This is a genomic window from Paenibacillus xerothermodurans, from assembly GCF_002220865.2.
GTDB classification, from domain to species: domain Bacteria; phylum Bacillota; class Bacilli; order Paenibacillales; family NBRC-103111; genus Paenibacillus_S; species Paenibacillus_S xerothermodurans.
The window spans coordinates 280395-297953 of the sequence record NZ_NHRJ02000003.1; the positions used below are offsets into that span (position 1 = coordinate 280395).

The window sequence follows — 17559 nt, forward strand, 5'->3', positions numbered from 1 at the left end:
GTCGCACCCGTTTCCTTCTCAGGAGGTAAGCGGGTGTTTGTGTTGCCAACCGGGCGGCGTTCCATTATACTGTCAAACTATACATTTCGCCCAACATACAACCACGCATGTCAAAGGAAAAAATAAAAAAGGAGAGGGGGTGCTTTGGATGCTCGAAGAATTGATAAAGCTGGGTATCGCTCTGCTGTTAGGCTTCATGATCGGCGTAGACCGCGAACTCAAACACAAACCGCTCGGAATGAAAACGAGTATGGTAATTTCAGTTGCAAGCTGCCTTATTACTATCGTATCTATTGAAGCTGTGCAAAAGTTCGCCATTCCGGGCCAGACGAATACAGACCCTCTGAGGCTGGCCGCACAAATTGTGAGCGGCGTCGGTTTCATTGGTGCAGGCGTTATCTTGCGGCGTTCTAATGACGTTATTTCGGGATTGACTACTGCGGCTATGGTATGGGCTGCCTCCGGACTTGGAATCGCGTCGGGAGCCGGTTTTTACGCCGAAGCAGCAGCGGCGGTGGTGCTCATTATTATCGCCGTTAATCTATTTCCTATGATTATCAAGCTGTTCGGACCGCACAAGCTCAATGAGCGTGATCTGTCCTTGCATATCATCGTACAGCAGAACGACGACATTTCCGCGTTGTTGGAAGACGTGGGCCGGGAGTTGGTCCGGGTTAAGCATATCAAAGTAAAAGATATCAGTGATGCGCGCCAATCTTTGCACTTGATCGTATCTGCTCCAGCAAAGATGCAAATGATGGACGTTTATTCAAAAATCAAGCAGCTGCCTCACGTTAGCGAAGTGGAAATTACTAATATTAGTTCCTAACGATCAAACTTGGCATCGCTCCGCTAAATCATTTATTATTAGGATGACGTTTAGATACAGAATGATCGGCTGGAGGGGATGAAGTTACATGAATACAAAATTTGTCGCGATCGGCAGCATCTGCGCATTTCTATCTGTCGCACTGGGAGCTTTCGGCGCTCATCTGTTAGAGGATCGGCTATCACCCGATATGTTGGCCGTGTATGAAACCGGCGTGCAATATCAAATGATGCATTCGCTGGGTCTGATCGCGCTAGGCATAGCGGCTGCTTTCCTGCCAAGCAGCGGGAAGCTGAGCGCTGCGGGCTGGCTGATGCTCGCGGGTATCGTACTGTTTTCAGGCAGCCTGTATGTACTAAGTCTGACGGGAGTGCGGGTATTGGGCGCGATCACACCACTGGGCGGCGTCGCTTTCCTAATCAGTTGGGGCTTGTTTGCCACAGCTGTTTTGACCGGAAAAAAAGCGCAGTAATTCCATGGAACAAAACAGAAAAGTCCGCTGGCGGAAACTTTAACGTTTTCGCTGCGGACTTTTTTCACTTATTCACCGTATAATCTTCAATTTCATTGATTTTAAACATATAAACCTGCTTCTCATCCACGTGATACACGGACATGTTACCGCCTTGCTCGTCGACGTTGAGAATCCGACAGGGCAGGCTGAGCTTAGTGCCTCGACTTTTCACCACTGATAAACGGATAAGCGCATTTTGCTGCTTAAGCACTTCGAATTCTTGAAGCACGAGCGCAAACGGACCTCTATTCGCCGCGCTGTTATTTTTGTTTACGCTGATTGTGCCACCGGTCAGATCGACCGCGTTAGAATGACGCTTCACTGCATCTCGCTTGCTGACGGTCTGTTTCAGCACTTGCTCTATGGTTTCACCCAAGTGAATGCCTTCCGTGATTTCGTAATCAGTCACCTGAGCGGAATTTAGCAGGTTCAACAGTTTTTCTAAAGCGCGGCCGTTGGTGTCGGCTTCTATGAGAATTTCTGTCTTGAATAGGTATTTTTTCCGGTGTGAATTGTTTTCCGCAACCATGTGTGTCTCCTTTAAACTGCTGTGCTTGATGTCTCTTACTATACCATGTCCCTTCCGAGAAAAGTAGGCTGAGGCCCGTATTTTTCCTGCAGCTCACGCTTGCCAAATGCCTGTCATATATTGCTGTATCATCTCGACAAGGAGTGGGCTCAGAATGATTCGCATGGAACCTGTTGAGTTAGATGGCTTTATCGCATTAGCCGTAGAAGTGAAGCTGCCGAAGACCACTTTGCTCGCCGTAACGACGGATAAAGGTTACATTATGTGTGGCGCTTTAGACGTGTCTCTTTTAAACGAGCGCCTCGGTGACCGCCGCATTATAGCCGCGAGAGCCACCGGTGTGCGCACCATTGAGGAGCTGCTGGACGCGCCTTTGGAATCTGTCACCGCCGAAGCGGAGCGGATGGGCATACTGCCTGGGATGAAGGGCAGAGATGCCGTGACTAAAATGAGGTAGATTGGAAAATGGAGTGAATCTTATATGCAAGATGACAACCGGGCTCACAGCGCGGTTTTTTTATTCAAATAATCTATCAATCCGCCCGATCCGGCAAAGATTATGCTATAATATCATTTTGGACAAGCTCTTCAACATAAATTTATAAGAAGGAGAAGTTGATGGTGCAAAAGATAGAATCAGTGAAAAACAAGCCGGGGCGGACACTGAGCACTAACGTCGTTCTATCGGTGACGGTGTTTTTGATCATCGCCGCAGTCGGATTGGCATATATCAAGTGGTTTCCTTATTGGGATAAAGCTTTTGTGGCTGCCACTGAACATTCCATCGGCGCCTCCATCGTGTCGGGCAGCAATCCGACGGCCCCAGAGCCTTCTTGGAGCGCGGCATGGGAGTACGCAGTCACTTACTATCGCTCTGTGTGGAAAGCCGCCGTCCTCGGTATCGTGCTGGGGGCGTTGGTTCAGGTTCTGATTCCGGCAAACTGGCTGCTGAGAGTGCTCGGGAAAACAACGTTTGGCAGCACACTCATGGGCGGTCTGTTTTCTTTGCCGGGCATGATGTGCACGTGCTGCGCCGCTCCACTTGCCGTCGGTCTTCGGAAGAAACAGGTTTCTGTCGGTGCGGCGCTAGCTTTCTGGTTGGGCAATCCAACCATTAATCCTGCCACGCTGGTGTTCATGGGCTTTGTGCTGTCATGGGAATTCACACTGCTGCGGCTAGTGTTCGGACTTATTCTTGTGTTTGGTGTGAGTTACTTTGCCAATCGTTTTGGCGGCAGAACCAGTGTCCCTGAGGAACTGGAGGACGCTCCTGCAGAGGAGCAGACTGCGCAAACAACGGAGTCAATCTGGTTACGTTGGCTGAAAAGCGCATGGACGTTAACCTTACACGTGGTACCGGCGTACGTTATAGCAGTACTCGTGTTGGGCGCCGCCCGCGCTTGGTTGTTTCCTGCGTTCAGCGAGGCGCAAGCCAACAGCTTGTGGCTCATTGTGCTGCTCTCCATAGCAGGTATGTTGTTCGTCATTCCGACCGCCGGAGAGATTCCGATCATTCAGACGCTGATGTCATTCGGGCTGGGTGCCGGTCCTGCTGCCGCGCTCTCGCTGACACTGCCTGCCGTCAGTCTGCCGTCGCTCCTGATGATCTCCAAATCTTTCCCGAAACGGGTTCTAATCTTTGTCGCAGCCGCGGTTGTCGTGCTGGGCATCTTGAGCGGCATAGTGGGGGCGTGGGTCTTGTAAAGTCACCCGTGCCGGAGCGCAGGTTGTACCTGAATCGTTGCTCGGTGTGTTAACGCAAAGCACCCGGTTCTCTCGGTTTTCGGTCCGAGTGGAGCCGGGTGTGTTTGTGTTGTTCTCGCAGATCGCCGTGATTATGCACCGCGAAGTTACCCCATCCCCCACTCACAGGGCGTACACTTCTATTGCTGAGGTAAGTCGTCCTCTTTTGCATCGTATTGGTTAATATGTGCGGTAATGGCTTCGACAGCTTCATTCACATCGGTGGAAGCAGGCACTTCCTTGACTTCATCTTCCGTTTTGTCCAAAAAGTTCTGGTGGTCCGCGCGCACGGCATCAATACTATTGCTCATTCTCGTTTCCCCTTTCACTTGTTTCAATGGTATAGTACATCTTGACAGACGGGCCACGTCTACAGTACGGTAGAATATCCTATTCTTCCCGCTTTATCACTCGACGTTAATCCAATTTGTGGCAGCATCACCCGCCGTGGCGGCAGGCTATTGAAACAAGAAATTTTTCATTTCGGATATTTCCAGGATTGTTCCTAGACTATCGACGCCTCTGCTGGTCATAACAGCCGGTTCTGTCTGGTAGCTCAGAAATGGGATGCCAGCCGCATTGGCAGCCTTGCCGTCAATCCAGGCATCTCCCACGGAAATCCACCGATCATGCCGCACGGCGCGACAGCGCTCCATTACATAATGAAAGCCGGACGGCGAGGGCTTTAGCGCTGCCATCTGTTCTCTGCCTGCGATAATGTCGAAGAAATGTGCCAGCCCGGTCTGCTCCAGCGCCTGCAGAGCGGCCGCGTGAGAGATATTGGTCACGACCGTCAGCGTGAATTCACCGCTTAACGAGGCAAGAAAAGGGGCTGCGCCGCGCTCCAACCCTGCTTCCTTCATGCCGGCAAGCTCATGTTTCGCTGCGATAGCCCATACATCTCGTTCCAGTTCAGGAGCCAGGCGAAGCTGCTTAGCGTGCTCGATCAGTGTGGCCGTTGTATGCTCTTTAATGGGCATGTCGGCCGGGAGCACGCGGCGCTCCACTAAGTATCGAAAAATCTCTAGCTTCATCTCCGCGAAATCAATGTTAGATCTCAGCAGCGTATTGTCCATGTCGAATATAATTCCATCGTACAGGCGGTGTGCCATACTGCACCTCCCAGTCAAGTGAAATGGTTTTTGCAGGGTTATGCAGGGTTTTCTGCAGGGGTACCTGCTGGTGAATCAGTGTTGGGATGGGCCCCAGCGGCCTTGTATGAGGAATACTACGTGCTTTAATATCTGTGGGGGTGACATTTTGAGTTTCACTAAAAAACGGGTAATTTATTTTGTTGTGATTTTAGTAGTCTGTTTGATTTCCTTTTACTATTTTTTTCTTCATAATAATCCAAATTCTAAGAGCAACATTCCACAACGGGTCATTATTGAAAAATTCTATCAGGCATTTAAAACAGAGGATTATGGAACCATTGCCCCATTATTTTTAGACAATAACCCACAAATGGTCATAAACGTAAGGATCTGGTATGGGGATGTTCAAGACGTTAAAATAAGGGAAATTAAAACAATATCTGAATCGGAAAAGAAAGTAAAAGTATCCGTGACCAGTCTTAGAAATAACGAAAAACACAACGATACTGATACATTAATATTAGTTAAACAAAATGATTCTTGGCTAATTAAATCTTATGGATCTGATCTGGATTATAAGCTACCAGGGTAGCGGCAACAATTTGACGGTTATACACTAAGCATTAGCGGACACCTATTCGTGCGTTCTTGATGACCTTAGCAGATGTAAAAGGCAGAATTGATGACCGCTAATAATGTTTAGCGGTCATTGCTTAGAGGTAGTGAAAAAACGTACCGCGAGGCTATACGTATGATAGATTCGATTTCCACCCAAATGCAGACGGCGATTGGGGAGACTCGGAGGCTGCAAATGTACTCCGATGCGATGGTATCGAAGCAGCTGTGGGAAGAGCATAAGTCGGTATTCGAAGCAATACACGCTCAGAACGCGGAGGCCGCTCAACAGGCAATGAGATTTGTTTCACGTCGAGCAGGTGCTGCTACAATTTTTAAAGTGATCAAATCGTTAGGAAAATGGAGAAATAGGGAAAATGAGGGCGGTTTATACAGCCTATGCCTGATGGTCGGTAGATCATGCCCTATTTTCGAATATTCTGAATATTTACAATAATACAAATATTTATTAATATAAACTTAACAAACAGGACAACCACCTTACCACACTTTTCAGAATCACCGAGTTTACAAGTTTCGGTCTAGGGCTTTTGGGTGCGACATTGATCCTCCCGGCAGGACAACGTACCATACAAAATCTGAATCCCTAGTAACCGAATGTAAATAATGATTATGTAAAAGAAAGGGGATAGTCCGATGGAGTAGGTTAGCGAAGCATGCTTGCATTCTGGGCATGTGGGGATCCAATAGCAATACAAAGCACGACATTTCAACCCTTGATTTTTGGATGGGTTATGATTGGAGCTGCGAATTGAAAATTGAATAGAATTGAGAAATGAAGGTCTCCGTTTATTTAGGTAATAGGCGGGGGCCTTCGTATGTTTTGCGCCGGCCATCTGGCTAGACGAATCGTCTTGCAATCTCATTCTCTTGGGCTTTTCAAACAACAACTTATCTGATAACCTGATAACTAGAATGCATGGTTTAATTTACATATTGGAGGAAAAAACATGCGAGTCTCCTTGTTTATCACGTGTCTGGCAGACCAATTGTATCCGGACGTTGGAGAAAGCGTTGTCAGGCTGCTGCATAGGCATGGTTGTGAGGTCGATTTTCCGGAATTGCAGACATGCTGCGGCCAGCCCGCTTTTAACAGCGGCTATCAGGACGAGGCGCGCGAAGTTGCACGCGGGATGATCCGTGCATTCGAGCACAGCGACTATGTGGTGTCACCGTCCGGCTCGTGTACCGGTATGGTGCACCATTATTATCCGCAGCTGTTTGCCGATGAGCCGGAATGGCGCTTCAAAGCGGAGCAGCTAGTCGCCAAGACGTATGAGTTTTCCCAGTTTATGGTCAACGTGCTGGGGGTGAAGGATCTGGGTGCGGTGTCCGATGAAAGGGTCACCTATCACCCGTCCTGCCATGCGATGCGGCTGCTGGGCGTGAAGGATGAGCCACTGGAGCTGCTCTCGGAGGTGGAAGGGCTGCAGTTGATCGAGCTGCCGAAGAAGGAGGACTGTTGCGGCTTTGGCGGTACATTTGCGGTGAAGATGGCGGATATGTCGGAGGCGATGGTCTGTGAGAAAGCGGCGCATGTCTGCTCGACGGGAGCGACAGCTCTGGTAGGCACGGACATGGGATGCTTGATGAATATCGGTGGACGCCTTAATAAAGATCAGCAGCCGATCCGCGTGATGCATCTTGCACAGCTGTTAGAGGAAGGGGTGCGACGCGGTGAGTCAGCAAGCGGTAAGTGACAAGCATTTGATCGGCACCGGCTTAAAGCAGCGGACTGAGGAGGCATTGGCCGACGATTTTCTTCGTAAGGCCGTGGCTTTTACGACAGACAAGCTGAAAACGGGAAAGCTCAAGGCCGCCGGTGACTTTGGCCACTGGGAAGATTGGCGCGAGCGCGGACGTCAAATTCGCAAGCATGTCATAGAAAATCTGGACTATTATCTCACACAGTTCACGGACAATGTGGTTAAAGCAGGTGGGAACGTGTATTTTTGTCAAACTGCAGCGGAAGCGGTTGCAACGTTCATGGAGATTGCGGAAAAACGCAAGGCCAAGCTGGTCGCGAAAGGAAAGTCGATGGTATCCGAGGAAATTCACCTCAACCATCATTTGGAGCAGCGCGGGATCGAAGCGATAGAAACGGATTTAGGCGAATATATTTTACAGCTGGCAAAAGAAACACCGTCTCATCTGATTATCCCGGCGATACATAAGAATAAGCAGCAAATCGCTGAGCTGTTCAATGAAGAGTCCGGTGAGTCGTTCGAGCCTGAGACGAAGGTATTGGCCAATTTTGCCAAGCAAAGGCTGCGAAACTACTTTCTTGAAGCGGATATCGGTCTGACCGGCTGCAATTTCGGCGTAGCGGAGTCGGGCTCCATCACGCTGGTCTCCAACGAAGGCAACGGCCGGATGGTGAGCACGATTCCACAATCCCATGTTGTAATTATGGGCATGGAGCGGCTCGTGCCGACCTTCGACGATCTTGAGGTCGTTTTGAATTTACTTGCACGCAGCGCGACAGGTCAAAAGCTCACGACATATACGTCGATGATCACGGGACCTCGCCGAGAAGGAGAACTGGACGGCCCGGAAGAGCTGCATTTGATCATACTTGATAATGGGCGTTCGGCTCAGCTTGGCGATCCTGTGTTCCAAGAAGTGCTGCACTGTATCCGCTGTGCAGCGTGCCTCAACGTATGCCCCGTGTACCGGCACGTGGGCGGGCACACCTACGGCAGCGTATACAGCGGACCCATCGGGGCCGTATTGACACCGCTGCTGCAGCAGGACATGAAGGAAGCGGGCCAATTGGCCTACGCTTCCAGCCTGTGCGGGGCATGCTACGAAGCATGCCCGGTCAAGATCCCGCTGCACGACATGCTAGTGCAGCTGCGCGCGCGCAAGGTGAAGCTGGGGCTGACCCCGCTTGCCGAGCGTGTCGCGTTCAAGACATTCCAAACTGCGTTTGGGAATGTCAAGCTCTACAAAGTGGCGACAAAGTCCGCCTACTATTTGCAGAAGCCTTTTGTTAGCAAAGGCTTTATTAAGAGCGGGCCGGGTCCAATGGCCGGCTGGACGCAATCCCGCTTCTTCCCGATGAAGCCGAAGCAGTCATTCCGTGAACGCTGGGCATCTCTGCATCAGGAACTGGCGTTGTCAAGCAGTGATCCGGCCAAGCCACCGATGCACGCGGGTGCATCCCAGCCGCACGGCAGCGGAGCAGCGGACGAGACAGCGGCAGCGTCTGCGGCGCCGAAGCCGAACACGCAAAAGCGGGGTGACACGGATGAGTATTAAGCAAGGACAAATGCGCGGCCGTGAGGCGTTCATCCGAAACATCGCGTCCCGCTTGGGGCGTACAGCGCCGCTCGCTGCGCCGCCTCAACATCCGTTTCGGGGTGCGCCGGATTTTTACAAACAAATTAAACACGGCGATGATGAGAAGATACAACTGTTCGTCGATAACTGGTCGGCGCTGACGGGCCAGGTGTTGGTAGTCGACGCGGCTAATGCTGAGGCTGAGATCGGCAGCTGGCTGCAGCGCATGGCCGCTGAGCTGCAGATTCGTCATGCAGCCCGGTGGGAGCATGAAGGCCTGGCCATGCTCGGTATTGACCGGGCTCTGGCCGCTGCCGGCATCGAGGTCGTGCCGTGGAAGCAGGCTTCCGAAGCCGGCTCGGCGGGCGAGCTGCGCGGCGGTGACGCGGCGGCCGGTGCCCGGACAGCGGCTGAGCCGTCGGGCGTGCAATCGGCTGCTGATGCAGCCGATTGGGCAGCTGCGGCTCAAGCCGCCGACGACGGCGCAGGCGCGCATGCTGCCCACGGCCGGGCCGCGGCCGGCGCGGAGGCCGCCACAGCTGCCGACGCTGCACCGCGCGAGGCCGGCGTGGTTCGCACGGCGCCGCACATCCGCGCGGCTGCCGCGCCGGACGCTGCCATCCGTGCGGCCTCCGATGCCGACGTGGAGCCCGCGATGGCCGCCACAGCGGCGGCTGCACTCACGGCGGAGGCCGAGGACACGGCTGCCGGCTCGCGTTGGGCGCAGCGCAGCGAGCTGCTGCGGCAAACTGAGCGCTGTCAGCTTGGCATCGTATGGCCGGACTTTGCCGTGGCCAACACGGGCACGCTCGTGCTGCAATGCTCGCCCCAGCAGGGGCGCAGCGTGAGCCTGCTGACGGACATCCTATTCGCCGTGTTCCGCGCGGATCAGCTCGTTACACGCATGGGCGAGGCTTTCGCGCAGGTCACAGCCAATAAAGCCGACGCCCGGCAGTACCCGTCATCGCTAAACCTCATCACCGGTCCCAGCCGCAGCGCCGACATCGAAAACGACCTGACGATCGGCATCCACGGACCGGGCAAGGTATATGCAGTGATTATTAGATAGAGATCTACGCGGATGACGAGGGAGGCCCTCCCGTAACCGCACAGGGATGGCTGCGGGAGCGGCTTCCCTCTCTTCGGCAAATTCCGCATTGACAGGTAATTTTTGCAATGTTACGATGAGACCAGGTGATTATACAAAACCTGGGTTTATTATAGTAAACCATCAGTTTTGACCCAACGCAGGAGGACAGCAATGGAGAAGAAGTATTGGGTACCGGCTTTGGGCAAAGCTGACGATGTGCTGCAAGCTATTCTGCAGCGCCCATCCCAGCTGAAGCTGGTAGAGCTATCCAAGCAGCTCGGTATTAACAAAAGCTCCATGTTTTCATTGTTGAACACGATGGAGGCGCTGGATTGGGTGGTGCGCGAGCCCGAGGGCACCTATTGCTTGGGATCCAAGCTCGGCTTTTTTGGAAACGCTTTTTTCAAGCAATTCAGCTTGATTGACCGGTTCCGTAAGGAAGCATCTCTGGTCAAGCATAAGATCGAGGAAACGATCCAACTTGCCAAGCTCGAACAGCGTGAGGTGCTTTACTTAGCCAAGGAGGAGATTCCCTCCCCCGTCCGTCTCGCATCAGAGCCGGGGATGAAGCTTCCCGCGCATTCGACTGCTCTGGGGAAAGCCATGCTCGCCTGGATTGAGCCTGAGAAATTGGAAGCCCTCTACCCCGCCGAACGTCTGGAACCGCAAATTACGCCCCATACAATACACAGTCTGGCCGAACTCCAGGTGCAGCTCGCACAGACACGCGCTGACGGCTATGCGGTTGACCTGCAGGAGGCGGTGATGGGCTTTTGTTGTGTGGCCGCGCCCATCCTGGACGCGGAGGGTACGGTTATAGCGGCCATCAGCTGTTCGATGTTCCAGCACGAGTGGGAGCGCAAGAGGGAGATGGCACAGCAGGAGATATGCGCCTTGGCTGCGAGGCTGTCGCATAGCGCTCGAAATTTAGAGTAACGCCATTCTACAGAAGGACGTGAAGGTATGAGACTGAACAACAAAATCGCTGTGATTACCGGTTCCGGTTCCGGCATTGGGCAAAGCTCGGCGCTCTTGTTCGCGCAGGAGGGCGCGACGGTGGTCGTAAACGACCTGCAGGCGGAGAAGGGACAAGAAACCGTTGAACTCATCAAGCAGGCTGGCGGCAGTGCCGTATTCGTTCAAGCCGACGTCACCGACCCGGCTTCGGTGCAAGCATTGGTCGATCAAGTTATCGCACAGTTCGGGCGCATCGATATTTTATTCAATAATGCGGGCATCAGCGGCGTCGGTGCACTGCATGAAGTGGAGCCCGACGCATGGGACCGCGTGGTGAATGTCAATGTCCGCGGCGTGTTTTTACCGTGCAAATATGTGCTTCCTCATATGATGGAGCGGCGGGCGGGCGCGATCATCAACATGTCTTCGTGCATTGCGGAGATAGGCTTGGCACGCAGGGCCTCTTATGCGGCTACCAAGGGCGCGGTGCTCGCCCTGACGAAGCAAATGCAGGTGGATTACGCGCAGTATAAAATCCGGGTTAACGCGCTTCTGCCGGGCACAATTATGACTCCGTTTGTTGAAAACTACCTCCGCACCTCCTACGACGATCCGGAGGAAGCGATCGAAGGGTTGAAAAAGCGTCAGTTGAGCGGTGATCTTGGCCGGCCGGAGGATGTTGCGAGGGCGGCACTATTCCTTGCCTCCGATGAATCGAGCTTTATGATGGGCTCTCCGCTGTACATTGATGGCGGCGCTGTGTTTGGCAAAAACGCGTAGCAGGACTCAGCTGTCGGTCGACACAACAGCAGCCTAGAAATTGACCGTCGGCAGAAGGTCCAAGTATGTCTCAGCCTTACCCGCGTAGCTATCGCATTGCATTGACCATACCTAATCATACTGGAGGTTGGAATTGTGAAACTTCTTACATTCATGGAAAACGGCGAACAAAAATTAGGCGTTAAGACCGAGCAAGCTGTTATACATATCTCTCAAGCTTTGCAAAACATCAAACCGGCCGCGGGCGAATCCGTGCCACAGAACATGCATGCCGTAATTGAAGGCGGTGAGGCAGCGACAGCGGCATTGCAATCTTACGTTGACCAAGTACTGTCTGCGTCTTCGAACAACCAAGGTGTCCTCCTGAGCGAGTCGGACTTAGCGATCGGACCGAGCGTCCCAAGTCCCAGCAAAATCATCTGCATCGGCTTGAATTATCGCAAGCACGCCGAGGAGACAGGTGCGGCCATCCCGGAATATCCGATTCTATTTAACAAATTTGCGAACTCGATCACAAGCCACGGCGCGGATGTGCCGCTGCCCGTCAGAGTAACGGAGAAGGTTGACTATGAGGCGGAATTGGCCATTGTTATCGGCAAGCCGGCGAAGTATGTTTCCAAGGAAGAAGCGCTGAGTTATGTATTCGGTTACACTAACGTTAACGATCTTTCGGCCCGTGACCTGCAATTGCGCACACAGCAATGGCTCCTAGGCAAAACATTGGACGGTTTCTGTCCGGTCGGCCCCTACCTGGTAACCGCCGATGAAGTCGGTGATCCGAACAGCCTTGCCATCCGCTCGATTGTAAACGGCGAAGTTCGCCAGAATTCCAACACATCGGACATGATTTTCCACTGTGATGAAATCGTAAGCTATGTTTCGCAGCACATGACTCTGGTTCCGGGGGACATGATTTTGACTGGGACGCCCGAAGGGGTAGTGCTTGGCTTGCCGCCTGAGCAGCAGGTTTATTTAAAGGATGGAGACGTTGTCACAATCGAAATCGACAAGCTAGGCTCGCTGACCAATCGCATGGTTGCGGAAAAGGCGTAAGGGCTGCAGCCTGTGCTTTATACCGAGTAAGTCCCTCGCGAGGGGCTTACTTTTTCATACCTTCATGTTGGCCGAACTTTCCGTCAAGAGCCTAATAATCTCCTAATATCCGTCTGAAACTTTTTAAAAGTTTCTCGCTTATAGTCGAGGTATAGTTTTTAGGAGGTGTCTTTTTGAAAGAGATTCAAATATTCAGCGATGGAAAAGTGTTGCACGGCCGGGTTGCTATGAACTTGATTTTATGGAAATCGAACTCCTAAGTCCGGCTGCGTTCACTTGTGGTGAAAAAGTACTGTGCTTCGACTATCAACGGCGTGTACACGGTGTTGTTCTTCATGTCCACGATACCAAGCTGATTGTGGTTCCGGCGGATTCGGAGATTTTGCAAATAGGATACGCAACCTGACAAAGTGTATGATGATGGCTTCGGGCAAGATCAGGAGCCGATTCAAAGCTTTAGGCTTAACACATGCGGAACGATAAGCGATGATTTCAAGACCAGAGTGGTACGTATAACAGATGTCAGCCGTGTGGGGATTGGGTTTGAAATAGATGATTTTGCTATAAAAATGAACGAAGTGTATGAAACGACCATTTTTTGCGATGACGAGAGTGTTCGTCTGCAGCTAATCGTTCGTTACGCGCATATCATGGAGAAAACAATACGCTATGGCTGTGATATCCATCGGATCGCCAAAAACGATTTGAACAAACTTTACTATGATGCAGCAGTTTAAACGATTAATGCTGGTGTAGAAAACAGCCCGTGGGAGAATGTTCCCTCCGGCTTTTTTTCGCATAGGCGTGTGCACGGCCGTGTGATCAGGCAGGCCTCGTTCTCCTGCGTACGTAGCCGAAGCAGCCCAGTGTCATGTGACAAGCAGCAGTAAGCCACTCGTTTTCACGTTTACCGAGGTGTGTGCGGGCTCGTATAGCTTGTTCGGCGTGTTCGTTTATAATGTGTGTCGCTCGCCTAAACGCGAATAATGGTGCGATCACAAGCATGATACCCATGCAGCGCAAATACACTTATAGTATCGAACGATAAGCGAGGTGGTTGGCATATGTACTACAGTGCAGCGTATCCGTCCGCACCCCTGGGCAGTACTCCACGCGGTGCGCACCAGGCGCTCACCTCTCATTGGGCTAACAGCAAACACTACTTTGCACCTATGGCGGCTGCCCACGTGCATGAGTATACACGCTATGGCGCACCAACGGAGACTCGAGGACAAGATCAAATTTCACGCTATATGGCACCAATCGAGACTAGAGGACAAGATCAAATTTCACGCTATATGGCACCAATCGAGACTAGGGGACGCGATCAAATTCCGCGCTTTCTCTCGCCGACGGAGACCAAAGGACAAGATCAAATTTCACGCTATATGGCACCAATCGAGACTAGGGGACCAGATCAAATTCCGCGCTTTATCTCACCGACGGAGACTGCCGGACTAGATAAAAGCGGGCAGCCCACGGCAGATATCGCGATCCCCCGGCACGATTCTATTAAACGGCGCATGCTTGAGGTAATGGGGGAAGGCACGGTTTACGCAACTCCCGATCAAGCCACGATCCAACTGGGCGCAATCACAGAAAGCGTTAATCTTGCCACGGCCCAATCGCAAAACACCGCCGCCATCAACAACATAGTTAATGCGCTGAGAGGACTTGGCGTCCCCGCAGAGCAGATGCAAACCGTCCAATACAGCATTGAACCACAGTACACCTATGAGGATGGCACACAAACGTTTCGGGCATATAGAGTGACGCATCTGATCCAAATGACTAGCAATCAAGTCGAGCGCAGTGGCGTTATTGTGGATACGGCAGTGAATGCAGGTGCTAATTATGTGGCTAACATCCAATTCACTGTCACTCAGCCGGAACTGTTTTACAATCAGGCTTTAATGTCAGCCATCATGAACGCCCGACAAAAGGCCGCGGCCATCGCGAACGCCTTAGCCGTGACCCTTAACAGAGTGCCATATCGGGTGAGGGAAGTTGAGCGATTGCGCCCGCCCGTGCCATACCAGGCGACACTTTATGCGCAGGCGGACGTCACTCCCATCCAGCCTGGTGAACTGAAAATCACTGCCGCTGTGAGAGCAGAGTATTCTTATTTCTAATCTATTTTAAAGCCAACCGCTCAGCTACCTGCGTGTGAATTGCATGCATGGTCAGGAGTTCCTCCGTCTCAATGTCCGTTGGATTATCGACCGCCTCGCCCAGCGGTACGATCTGATATTTAGCTCCGTTGTGAGTCTGTGCTTCCTTCACCCACGTGGGGACAAATTCCACGCTTGAAATTTCAACCTCCCCCCGGTCGTCTTTTGCCAACGTGAATTGTGCGATGACGCCATTTTTCGTATGATTGTTGCGTTTCAGCCTTGTGGTAATGAAATTGCCCAGGGAATAGATGGCGAACCGTTTTTTTCGAACCCCTTCGACATCTCTGACCGAGGTAAATATAGCAGGTTGAATCACATGCGGGTGTGCGCCAAGTACCATGTTCGCCCCATGCTTGAACAGCATACGGACAAGACGTTTTTGCCGGCTGCTCGGCTGGAGTTCGTACTCTCTGCCAAAATGCATGCTGACAATAACAAAATCCGTCTTTTTTTTCAATCGACGCAGGTCATTTGTGATTTGCTCTGCACGGATGCGGTTGACCGCCCATTGTTGTTTTTGCTTTACCCGAATTGAGTTCGTGCCCAGCGTGTATGCCAATACGCCGATTTTAATGCCTTTTACATCTTTGATCAGCAGCTGCTTCGATTCTTGCAGTGTGCGGAATGTCCCGGTGTGCGCAATGTCATTCTGGTCCAGTATGTTTAACGTTCGTTGCAGCGCGGCGATCCCGTAATCCATACAATGATTGTTCGCAGTAGTAAGCACGTCAAAACCCGCTCGTTTCAGGGCCGGCGCAAGGTCATCCGGGCAGTTGAACAGGGGATATCGGGTTTTCGGATTCCTCGGTTGGCGCATGAACGAGGTCGTATCATCGGTTCCGGCAAATGTGGTTTCAAGATTGCCGATCGTTAGGTCCGCGCTGCGCAGCACAGGAGCTACCTCTTCGAACATCCCGTCAAAATCAAACTGTTGGCTCTCTGGCAGTTGCGCGGAGAGAATGAGCTTGTTCTTCATCATAATATCTCCAACGGCAGAGACCGTTACCTCGATTGGCATGGCATCCATTCCTTCCGTAGTTTCATCATAGTTAGGTTATGTGGACTAGGAATGCTTTGACACGATAATAGGCATGCACACTCGTGCCACTGCCGTACGTCTGGTCTTCACTGGTGCGCCTACGAGCGTAGTGGCAGCCCCGGACTTACGCTGCCGCGGTCGCGGGCTGTCTCGGTGTCTCGGTTGCCCTGCGCCAACTGCGGCACTAATGCTGGCGTTCTGTACGTGCTAGCTCGGCGTCTGGGCGTTGTGCGGCAACTGCGGCACCACGCTGGCGCTCCACCCGGCTAGCCCGGCTTCTAGCCGTTGGCCTGCAGCAACGTTGGCACTGCCCTGCGCCAACTGCGGCACTAATGCTGGCGTTCCGGAACGTGTTACCTCGGCGTCTTCCCGTTGCAGCAACATCGGCACTTGCCCTGCGCCAACTGCGGCACTATGCCGCGCTCCACCCGGCTAGCCCGGCTTCTAGCCGTTGGCTTGTAGCAACGTTGGCACTGCCTATCGTACGTGCCGCCGTGCCCTCTTTTACAGCGCCGCAGCTCACGCACGACACTGCCCCTGTCATACACTCCATCGTTGTTTAGGAACATGCCCCGGCCCACTTTAATACCTTAAGGGTAGGAGGCGAGACTCAATTATGAAACGATTCGGCATTCTGCAGACGGCCTTCCCCGCGCGCGGAACACGCTCACCGGCGGGTGCATCTTATGTTCCAAGGGTGACATGGAGACTCTTGCATTCCGCGGGTCGAAGGCACGGTTTACAGGTTCTGTTCTTTCGGGCGGAAGACGTGGATTTCCATGAAAACAAGGTGCATGCCTGGTCCAGCACATCTTCCGATGGGATGTCCGCGTGGACACGCCAGTGGCATCCGCTGCCTGATGTTGTTTATGAAAACTATCCGATGGATCCGAAGGCCGTCCGCGCAAGGGCAAAACGGGTGAAACGAACATTTGCCGGACTTGGTGTGCCCGTGTTTAACCCGGTTTTTTTCAATAAGGCGGATCTGCAAACGATCCTGAGCCACGAGCCTAGCATTGCGCAATATTTGCCCAAAGGCAGGGTGGCGGGAACCCGTGCCGATGTAACGAGCTTCCTAAAGGAGCATCGCACCGCGTACCTCAAACCGATCGACGGATACCAAGGGCGGGGAATCATTGAAGTGCGGCTGCTTAACGGCAATCGGGTCCGGGTGAAGTCCGATAAATTTCGCGGCGGAAGGTCCTTATTACGAAAATGTTCGCTGAGCAAGTTTCAATCGTTCGCAGGCCGGCTGCTCAAAAAACGGCGATATCTTATTCAACAAGGGCTGGACCTGTTAAAAAAAGGGGAGCGAAAGATAGATTTTCGAGTAGTTCTCCACCGCGGGGCTGACGGCAAGTGGCAATGCGTGGGCATCAGGCCGAAGCTGGGGAGGCCGGGATCGATGGTGACGAACAGCCACGCAGGCGGCTCGAAGACTACGTGGGAAAAGCTCGAACGATGGGCCCGGCGAACGCACACACCACTGCCAAGCGCTGCCGAACTGCAGACTCCCGCGCTGCTGGCGGCCGAGCACCTGACGAGGTACCGGCCCACGTTAAGCCATATGGGAGTTGACGTGGGGGTTGACAGCCCCCGGGGGATTTATCTTCTGGACTTCAACGTAGTGCCGGGACGCGATCTGTTGACTTCCGACATGCTGCGTCGCGCCACGGATTTGACTGCAGGCTTCGCCGCGCATCTGGCGGGCAGTCGTAGACAGCACAGTCCGCGCTAGGCCAACGAGTGGCGGCGAACTGACTACTCCCGGGGCTCTGTGCGGGGCAGAAGCCGCTGGGTTCGCCGCTTATCTCGCCGCGCCCCACACAGCACAGTCGG

20 protein-coding genes are annotated in these 17559 nt (G+C 52.8%); 15 read left to right on the forward strand and 5 right to left on the reverse strand.

Annotation, left to right across the window (positions count from 1 at the left end):
• The first annotated feature begins 148 nt into the window (after positions 1-148).
• A complete protein-coding gene (locus CBW46_RS08695; protein ID WP_089199613.1) occupies positions 149-829 on the forward strand; it encodes an MgtC/SapB family protein in 681 nt (226 codons plus the stop codon).
• 88 nt (positions 830-917) lie between these two features.
• Positions 918-1301: a DUF423 domain-containing protein gene (locus CBW46_RS08700; protein WP_089199614.1), complete on the forward strand. Its 384-nt coding sequence runs from the start codon at positions 918-920 to the stop codon at positions 1299-1301.
• Between the two features lie 64 nt (positions 1302-1365).
• On the opposite strand, the gene CBW46_RS08705 is transcribed toward CBW46_RS08700, so the two are convergent.
• Entirely contained in the window at positions 1366-1872 is a 507-nt protein-coding gene (locus tag CBW46_RS08705) for a hypothetical protein (protein WP_089199615.1), read from the reverse strand.
• Between the two features lie 154 nt (positions 1873-2026).
• Between CBW46_RS08705 and CBW46_RS08710 the strand changes: the two genes are divergently transcribed.
• Positions 2027-2329, forward strand: a complete 303-nt coding sequence (locus CBW46_RS08710) for a YunC family protein (protein ID WP_089199616.1) — start codon at positions 2027-2029, stop codon at positions 2327-2329.
• Between the two features lie 161 nt (positions 2330-2490).
• Positions 2491-3576: a permease gene (locus tag CBW46_RS08715; RefSeq protein WP_089199617.1), complete on the forward strand. Its 1086-nt coding sequence runs from the start codon at positions 2491-2493 to the stop codon at positions 3574-3576.
• A gap of 179 nt (positions 3577-3755) precedes the next feature.
• On the opposite strand, the gene CBW46_RS21260 is transcribed toward CBW46_RS08715, so the two are convergent.
• Positions 3756-3926, reverse strand: coding sequence for a hypothetical protein (locus CBW46_RS21260; RefSeq protein ID WP_165842243.1), 171 nt, complete (start codon positions 3924-3926; stop codon positions 3756-3758).
• A 147-nt stretch (positions 3927-4073) separates the two neighbouring features.
• Positions 4074-4727, reverse strand: coding sequence for an HAD family hydrolase (locus CBW46_RS08720; RefSeq protein WP_089199618.1), 654 nt, complete (start codon positions 4725-4727; stop codon positions 4074-4076).
• 148 nt (positions 4728-4875) lie between these two features.
• Between CBW46_RS08720 and CBW46_RS08725 the strand changes: the two genes are divergently transcribed.
• The 10 genes from CBW46_RS08725 (at position 4876) to CBW46_RS08770 (ending at position 14639) form a co-directional block, all read left to right on the forward strand.
• Positions 4876-5301 carry a hypothetical protein gene (locus CBW46_RS08725; protein ID WP_089199619.1) on the forward strand — a complete coding sequence of 142 codons (426 nt, stop codon included), beginning with the start codon at positions 4876-4878 and terminating at the stop codon, positions 5299-5301.
• Between the two features lie 159 nt (positions 5302-5460).
• Complete coding sequence (locus CBW46_RS21720) at positions 5461-5781, forward strand: FCD domain-containing protein (protein WP_089199620.1); 321 nt, start codon at positions 5461-5463, stop codon at positions 5779-5781.
• A gap of 514 nt (positions 5782-6295) precedes the next feature.
• On the forward strand, positions 6296-7045 hold the full coding sequence (locus CBW46_RS08735) for a (Fe-S)-binding protein (RefSeq protein ID WP_089199621.1): 750 nt from the start codon (positions 6296-6298) through the stop codon (positions 7043-7045).
• Positions 7023-8606: a LutB/LldF family L-lactate oxidation iron-sulfur protein gene (locus CBW46_RS08740; RefSeq protein WP_089199622.1), complete on the forward strand. Its 1584-nt coding sequence runs from the start codon at positions 7023-7025 to the stop codon at positions 8604-8606. Before CBW46_RS08735 ends, CBW46_RS08740 begins: the two co-directional genes overlap by 23 nt.
• Positions 8596-9696 (forward strand): LutC/YkgG family protein, encoded by a 1101-nt coding sequence (locus CBW46_RS21725; RefSeq protein ID WP_243633228.1) that lies wholly within the window; start codon positions 8596-8598, stop codon positions 9694-9696. The genes CBW46_RS08740 and CBW46_RS21725 overlap by 11 nt, the downstream gene beginning before the upstream one ends.
• A 192-nt stretch (positions 9697-9888) precedes the next feature.
• Positions 9889-10653, forward strand: coding sequence for an IclR family transcriptional regulator (locus CBW46_RS08750; RefSeq protein ID WP_089199623.1), 765 nt, complete (start codon positions 9889-9891; stop codon positions 10651-10653).
• Between the two features lie 27 nt (positions 10654-10680).
• Positions 10681-11454: an SDR family NAD(P)-dependent oxidoreductase gene (locus tag CBW46_RS08755; protein ID WP_089199624.1), complete on the forward strand. Its 774-nt coding sequence runs from the start codon at positions 10681-10683 to the stop codon at positions 11452-11454.
• A gap of 135 nt (positions 11455-11589) precedes the next feature.
• Positions 11590-12507 (forward strand): fumarylacetoacetate hydrolase family protein, encoded by a 918-nt coding sequence (locus tag CBW46_RS08760; RefSeq protein WP_089199625.1) that lies wholly within the window; start codon positions 11590-11592, stop codon positions 12505-12507.
• Positions 12508-12917: 410 nt separating this feature from the next.
• Positions 12918-13244: a PilZ domain-containing protein gene (locus CBW46_RS08765; protein ID WP_089199626.1), complete on the forward strand. Its 327-nt coding sequence runs from the start codon at positions 12918-12920 to the stop codon at positions 13242-13244.
• Positions 13245-13571: 327 nt separating this feature from the next.
• Positions 13572-14639 (forward strand): SIMPL domain-containing protein, encoded by a 1068-nt coding sequence (locus CBW46_RS08770; protein ID WP_243633229.1) that lies wholly within the window; start codon positions 13572-13574, stop codon positions 14637-14639.
• A 1-nt stretch (position 14640) separates the two neighbouring features.
• Here the strand turns inward: CBW46_RS08770 and CBW46_RS08775 are convergent, their stop codons facing one another.
• Complete coding sequence (locus tag CBW46_RS08775) at positions 14641-15699, reverse strand: CapA family protein (protein WP_165842244.1); 1059 nt, start codon at positions 15697-15699, stop codon at positions 14641-14643.
• 228 nt (positions 15700-15927) lie between these two features.
• Positions 15928-16104, reverse strand: a complete 177-nt coding sequence (locus tag CBW46_RS21265) for a hypothetical protein (RefSeq protein WP_165842245.1) — start codon at positions 16102-16104, stop codon at positions 15928-15930.
• A gap of 232 nt (positions 16105-16336) precedes the next feature.
• On the opposite strand from CBW46_RS21265, the gene CBW46_RS08780 reads away from it, so the two are divergent.
• Positions 16337-17458 (forward strand): YheC/YheD family endospore coat-associated protein, encoded by a 1122-nt coding sequence (locus CBW46_RS08780; protein ID WP_089199628.1) that lies wholly within the window; start codon positions 16337-16339, stop codon positions 17456-17458.
• Positions 17459-17559: the final 101 nt, after the last annotated feature.

Bases quoted from the DNA above. Each gene is read 5' to 3' on its own strand.
- CBW46_RS08695 (WP_089199613.1), top strand. From the start codon at position 149: ATGCTCGAAGAATTGATAAAGCTGGGTATCGCTCTGCTGTTAGGCTTC.
- CBW46_RS08700 (WP_089199614.1), top strand. From the start codon at position 918: ATGAATACAAAATTTGTCGCGATCGGCAGCATCTGCGCATTTCTATCT.
- CBW46_RS08705 (WP_089199615.1), bottom strand. From the start codon at position 1,872: ATGGTTGCGGAAAACAATTCACACCGGAAAAAATACCTATTCAAGACA.
- CBW46_RS08710 (WP_089199616.1), top strand. From the start codon at position 2,027: ATGATTCGCATGGAACCTGTTGAGTTAGATGGCTTTATCGCATTAGCC.
- CBW46_RS08715 (WP_089199617.1), top strand. From the start codon at position 2,491: ATGGTGCAAAAGATAGAATCAGTGAAAAACAAGCCGGGGCGGACACTG.
- CBW46_RS21260 (WP_165842243.1), bottom strand. From the start codon at position 3,926: ATGAGCAATAGTATTGATGCCGTGCGCGCGGACCACCAGAACTTTTTG.
- CBW46_RS08720 (WP_089199618.1), bottom strand. From the start codon at position 4,727: ATGGCACACCGCCTGTACGATGGAATTATATTCGACATGGACAATACG.
- CBW46_RS21720 (WP_089199620.1), top strand. From the start codon at position 5,461: ATGATAGATTCGATTTCCACCCAAATGCAGACGGCGATTGGGGAGACT.
- CBW46_RS08735 (WP_089199621.1), top strand. From the start codon at position 6,296: ATGCGAGTCTCCTTGTTTATCACGTGTCTGGCAGACCAATTGTATCCG.
- CBW46_RS21725 (WP_243633228.1), top strand. From the start codon at position 8,596: ATGAGTATTAAGCAAGGACAAATGCGCGGCCGTGAGGCGTTCATCCGA.
- CBW46_RS08750 (WP_089199623.1), top strand. From the start codon at position 9,889: ATGGAGAAGAAGTATTGGGTACCGGCTTTGGGCAAAGCTGACGATGTG.
- CBW46_RS08755 (WP_089199624.1), top strand. From the start codon at position 10,681: ATGAGACTGAACAACAAAATCGCTGTGATTACCGGTTCCGGTTCCGGC.
- CBW46_RS08770 (WP_243633229.1), top strand. From the start codon at position 13,572: ATGTACTACAGTGCAGCGTATCCGTCCGCACCCCTGGGCAGTACTCCA.
- CBW46_RS08775 (WP_165842244.1), bottom strand. From the start codon at position 15,699: ATGCCAATCGAGGTAACGGTCTCTGCCGTTGGAGATATTATGATGAAG.
- CBW46_RS21265 (WP_165842245.1), bottom strand. From the start codon at position 16,104: ATGTTGCTGCAACGGGAAGACGCCGAGGTAACACGTTCCGGAACGCCA.
- CBW46_RS08780 (WP_089199628.1), top strand. From the start codon at position 16,337: ATGAAACGATTCGGCATTCTGCAGACGGCCTTCCCCGCGCGCGGAACA.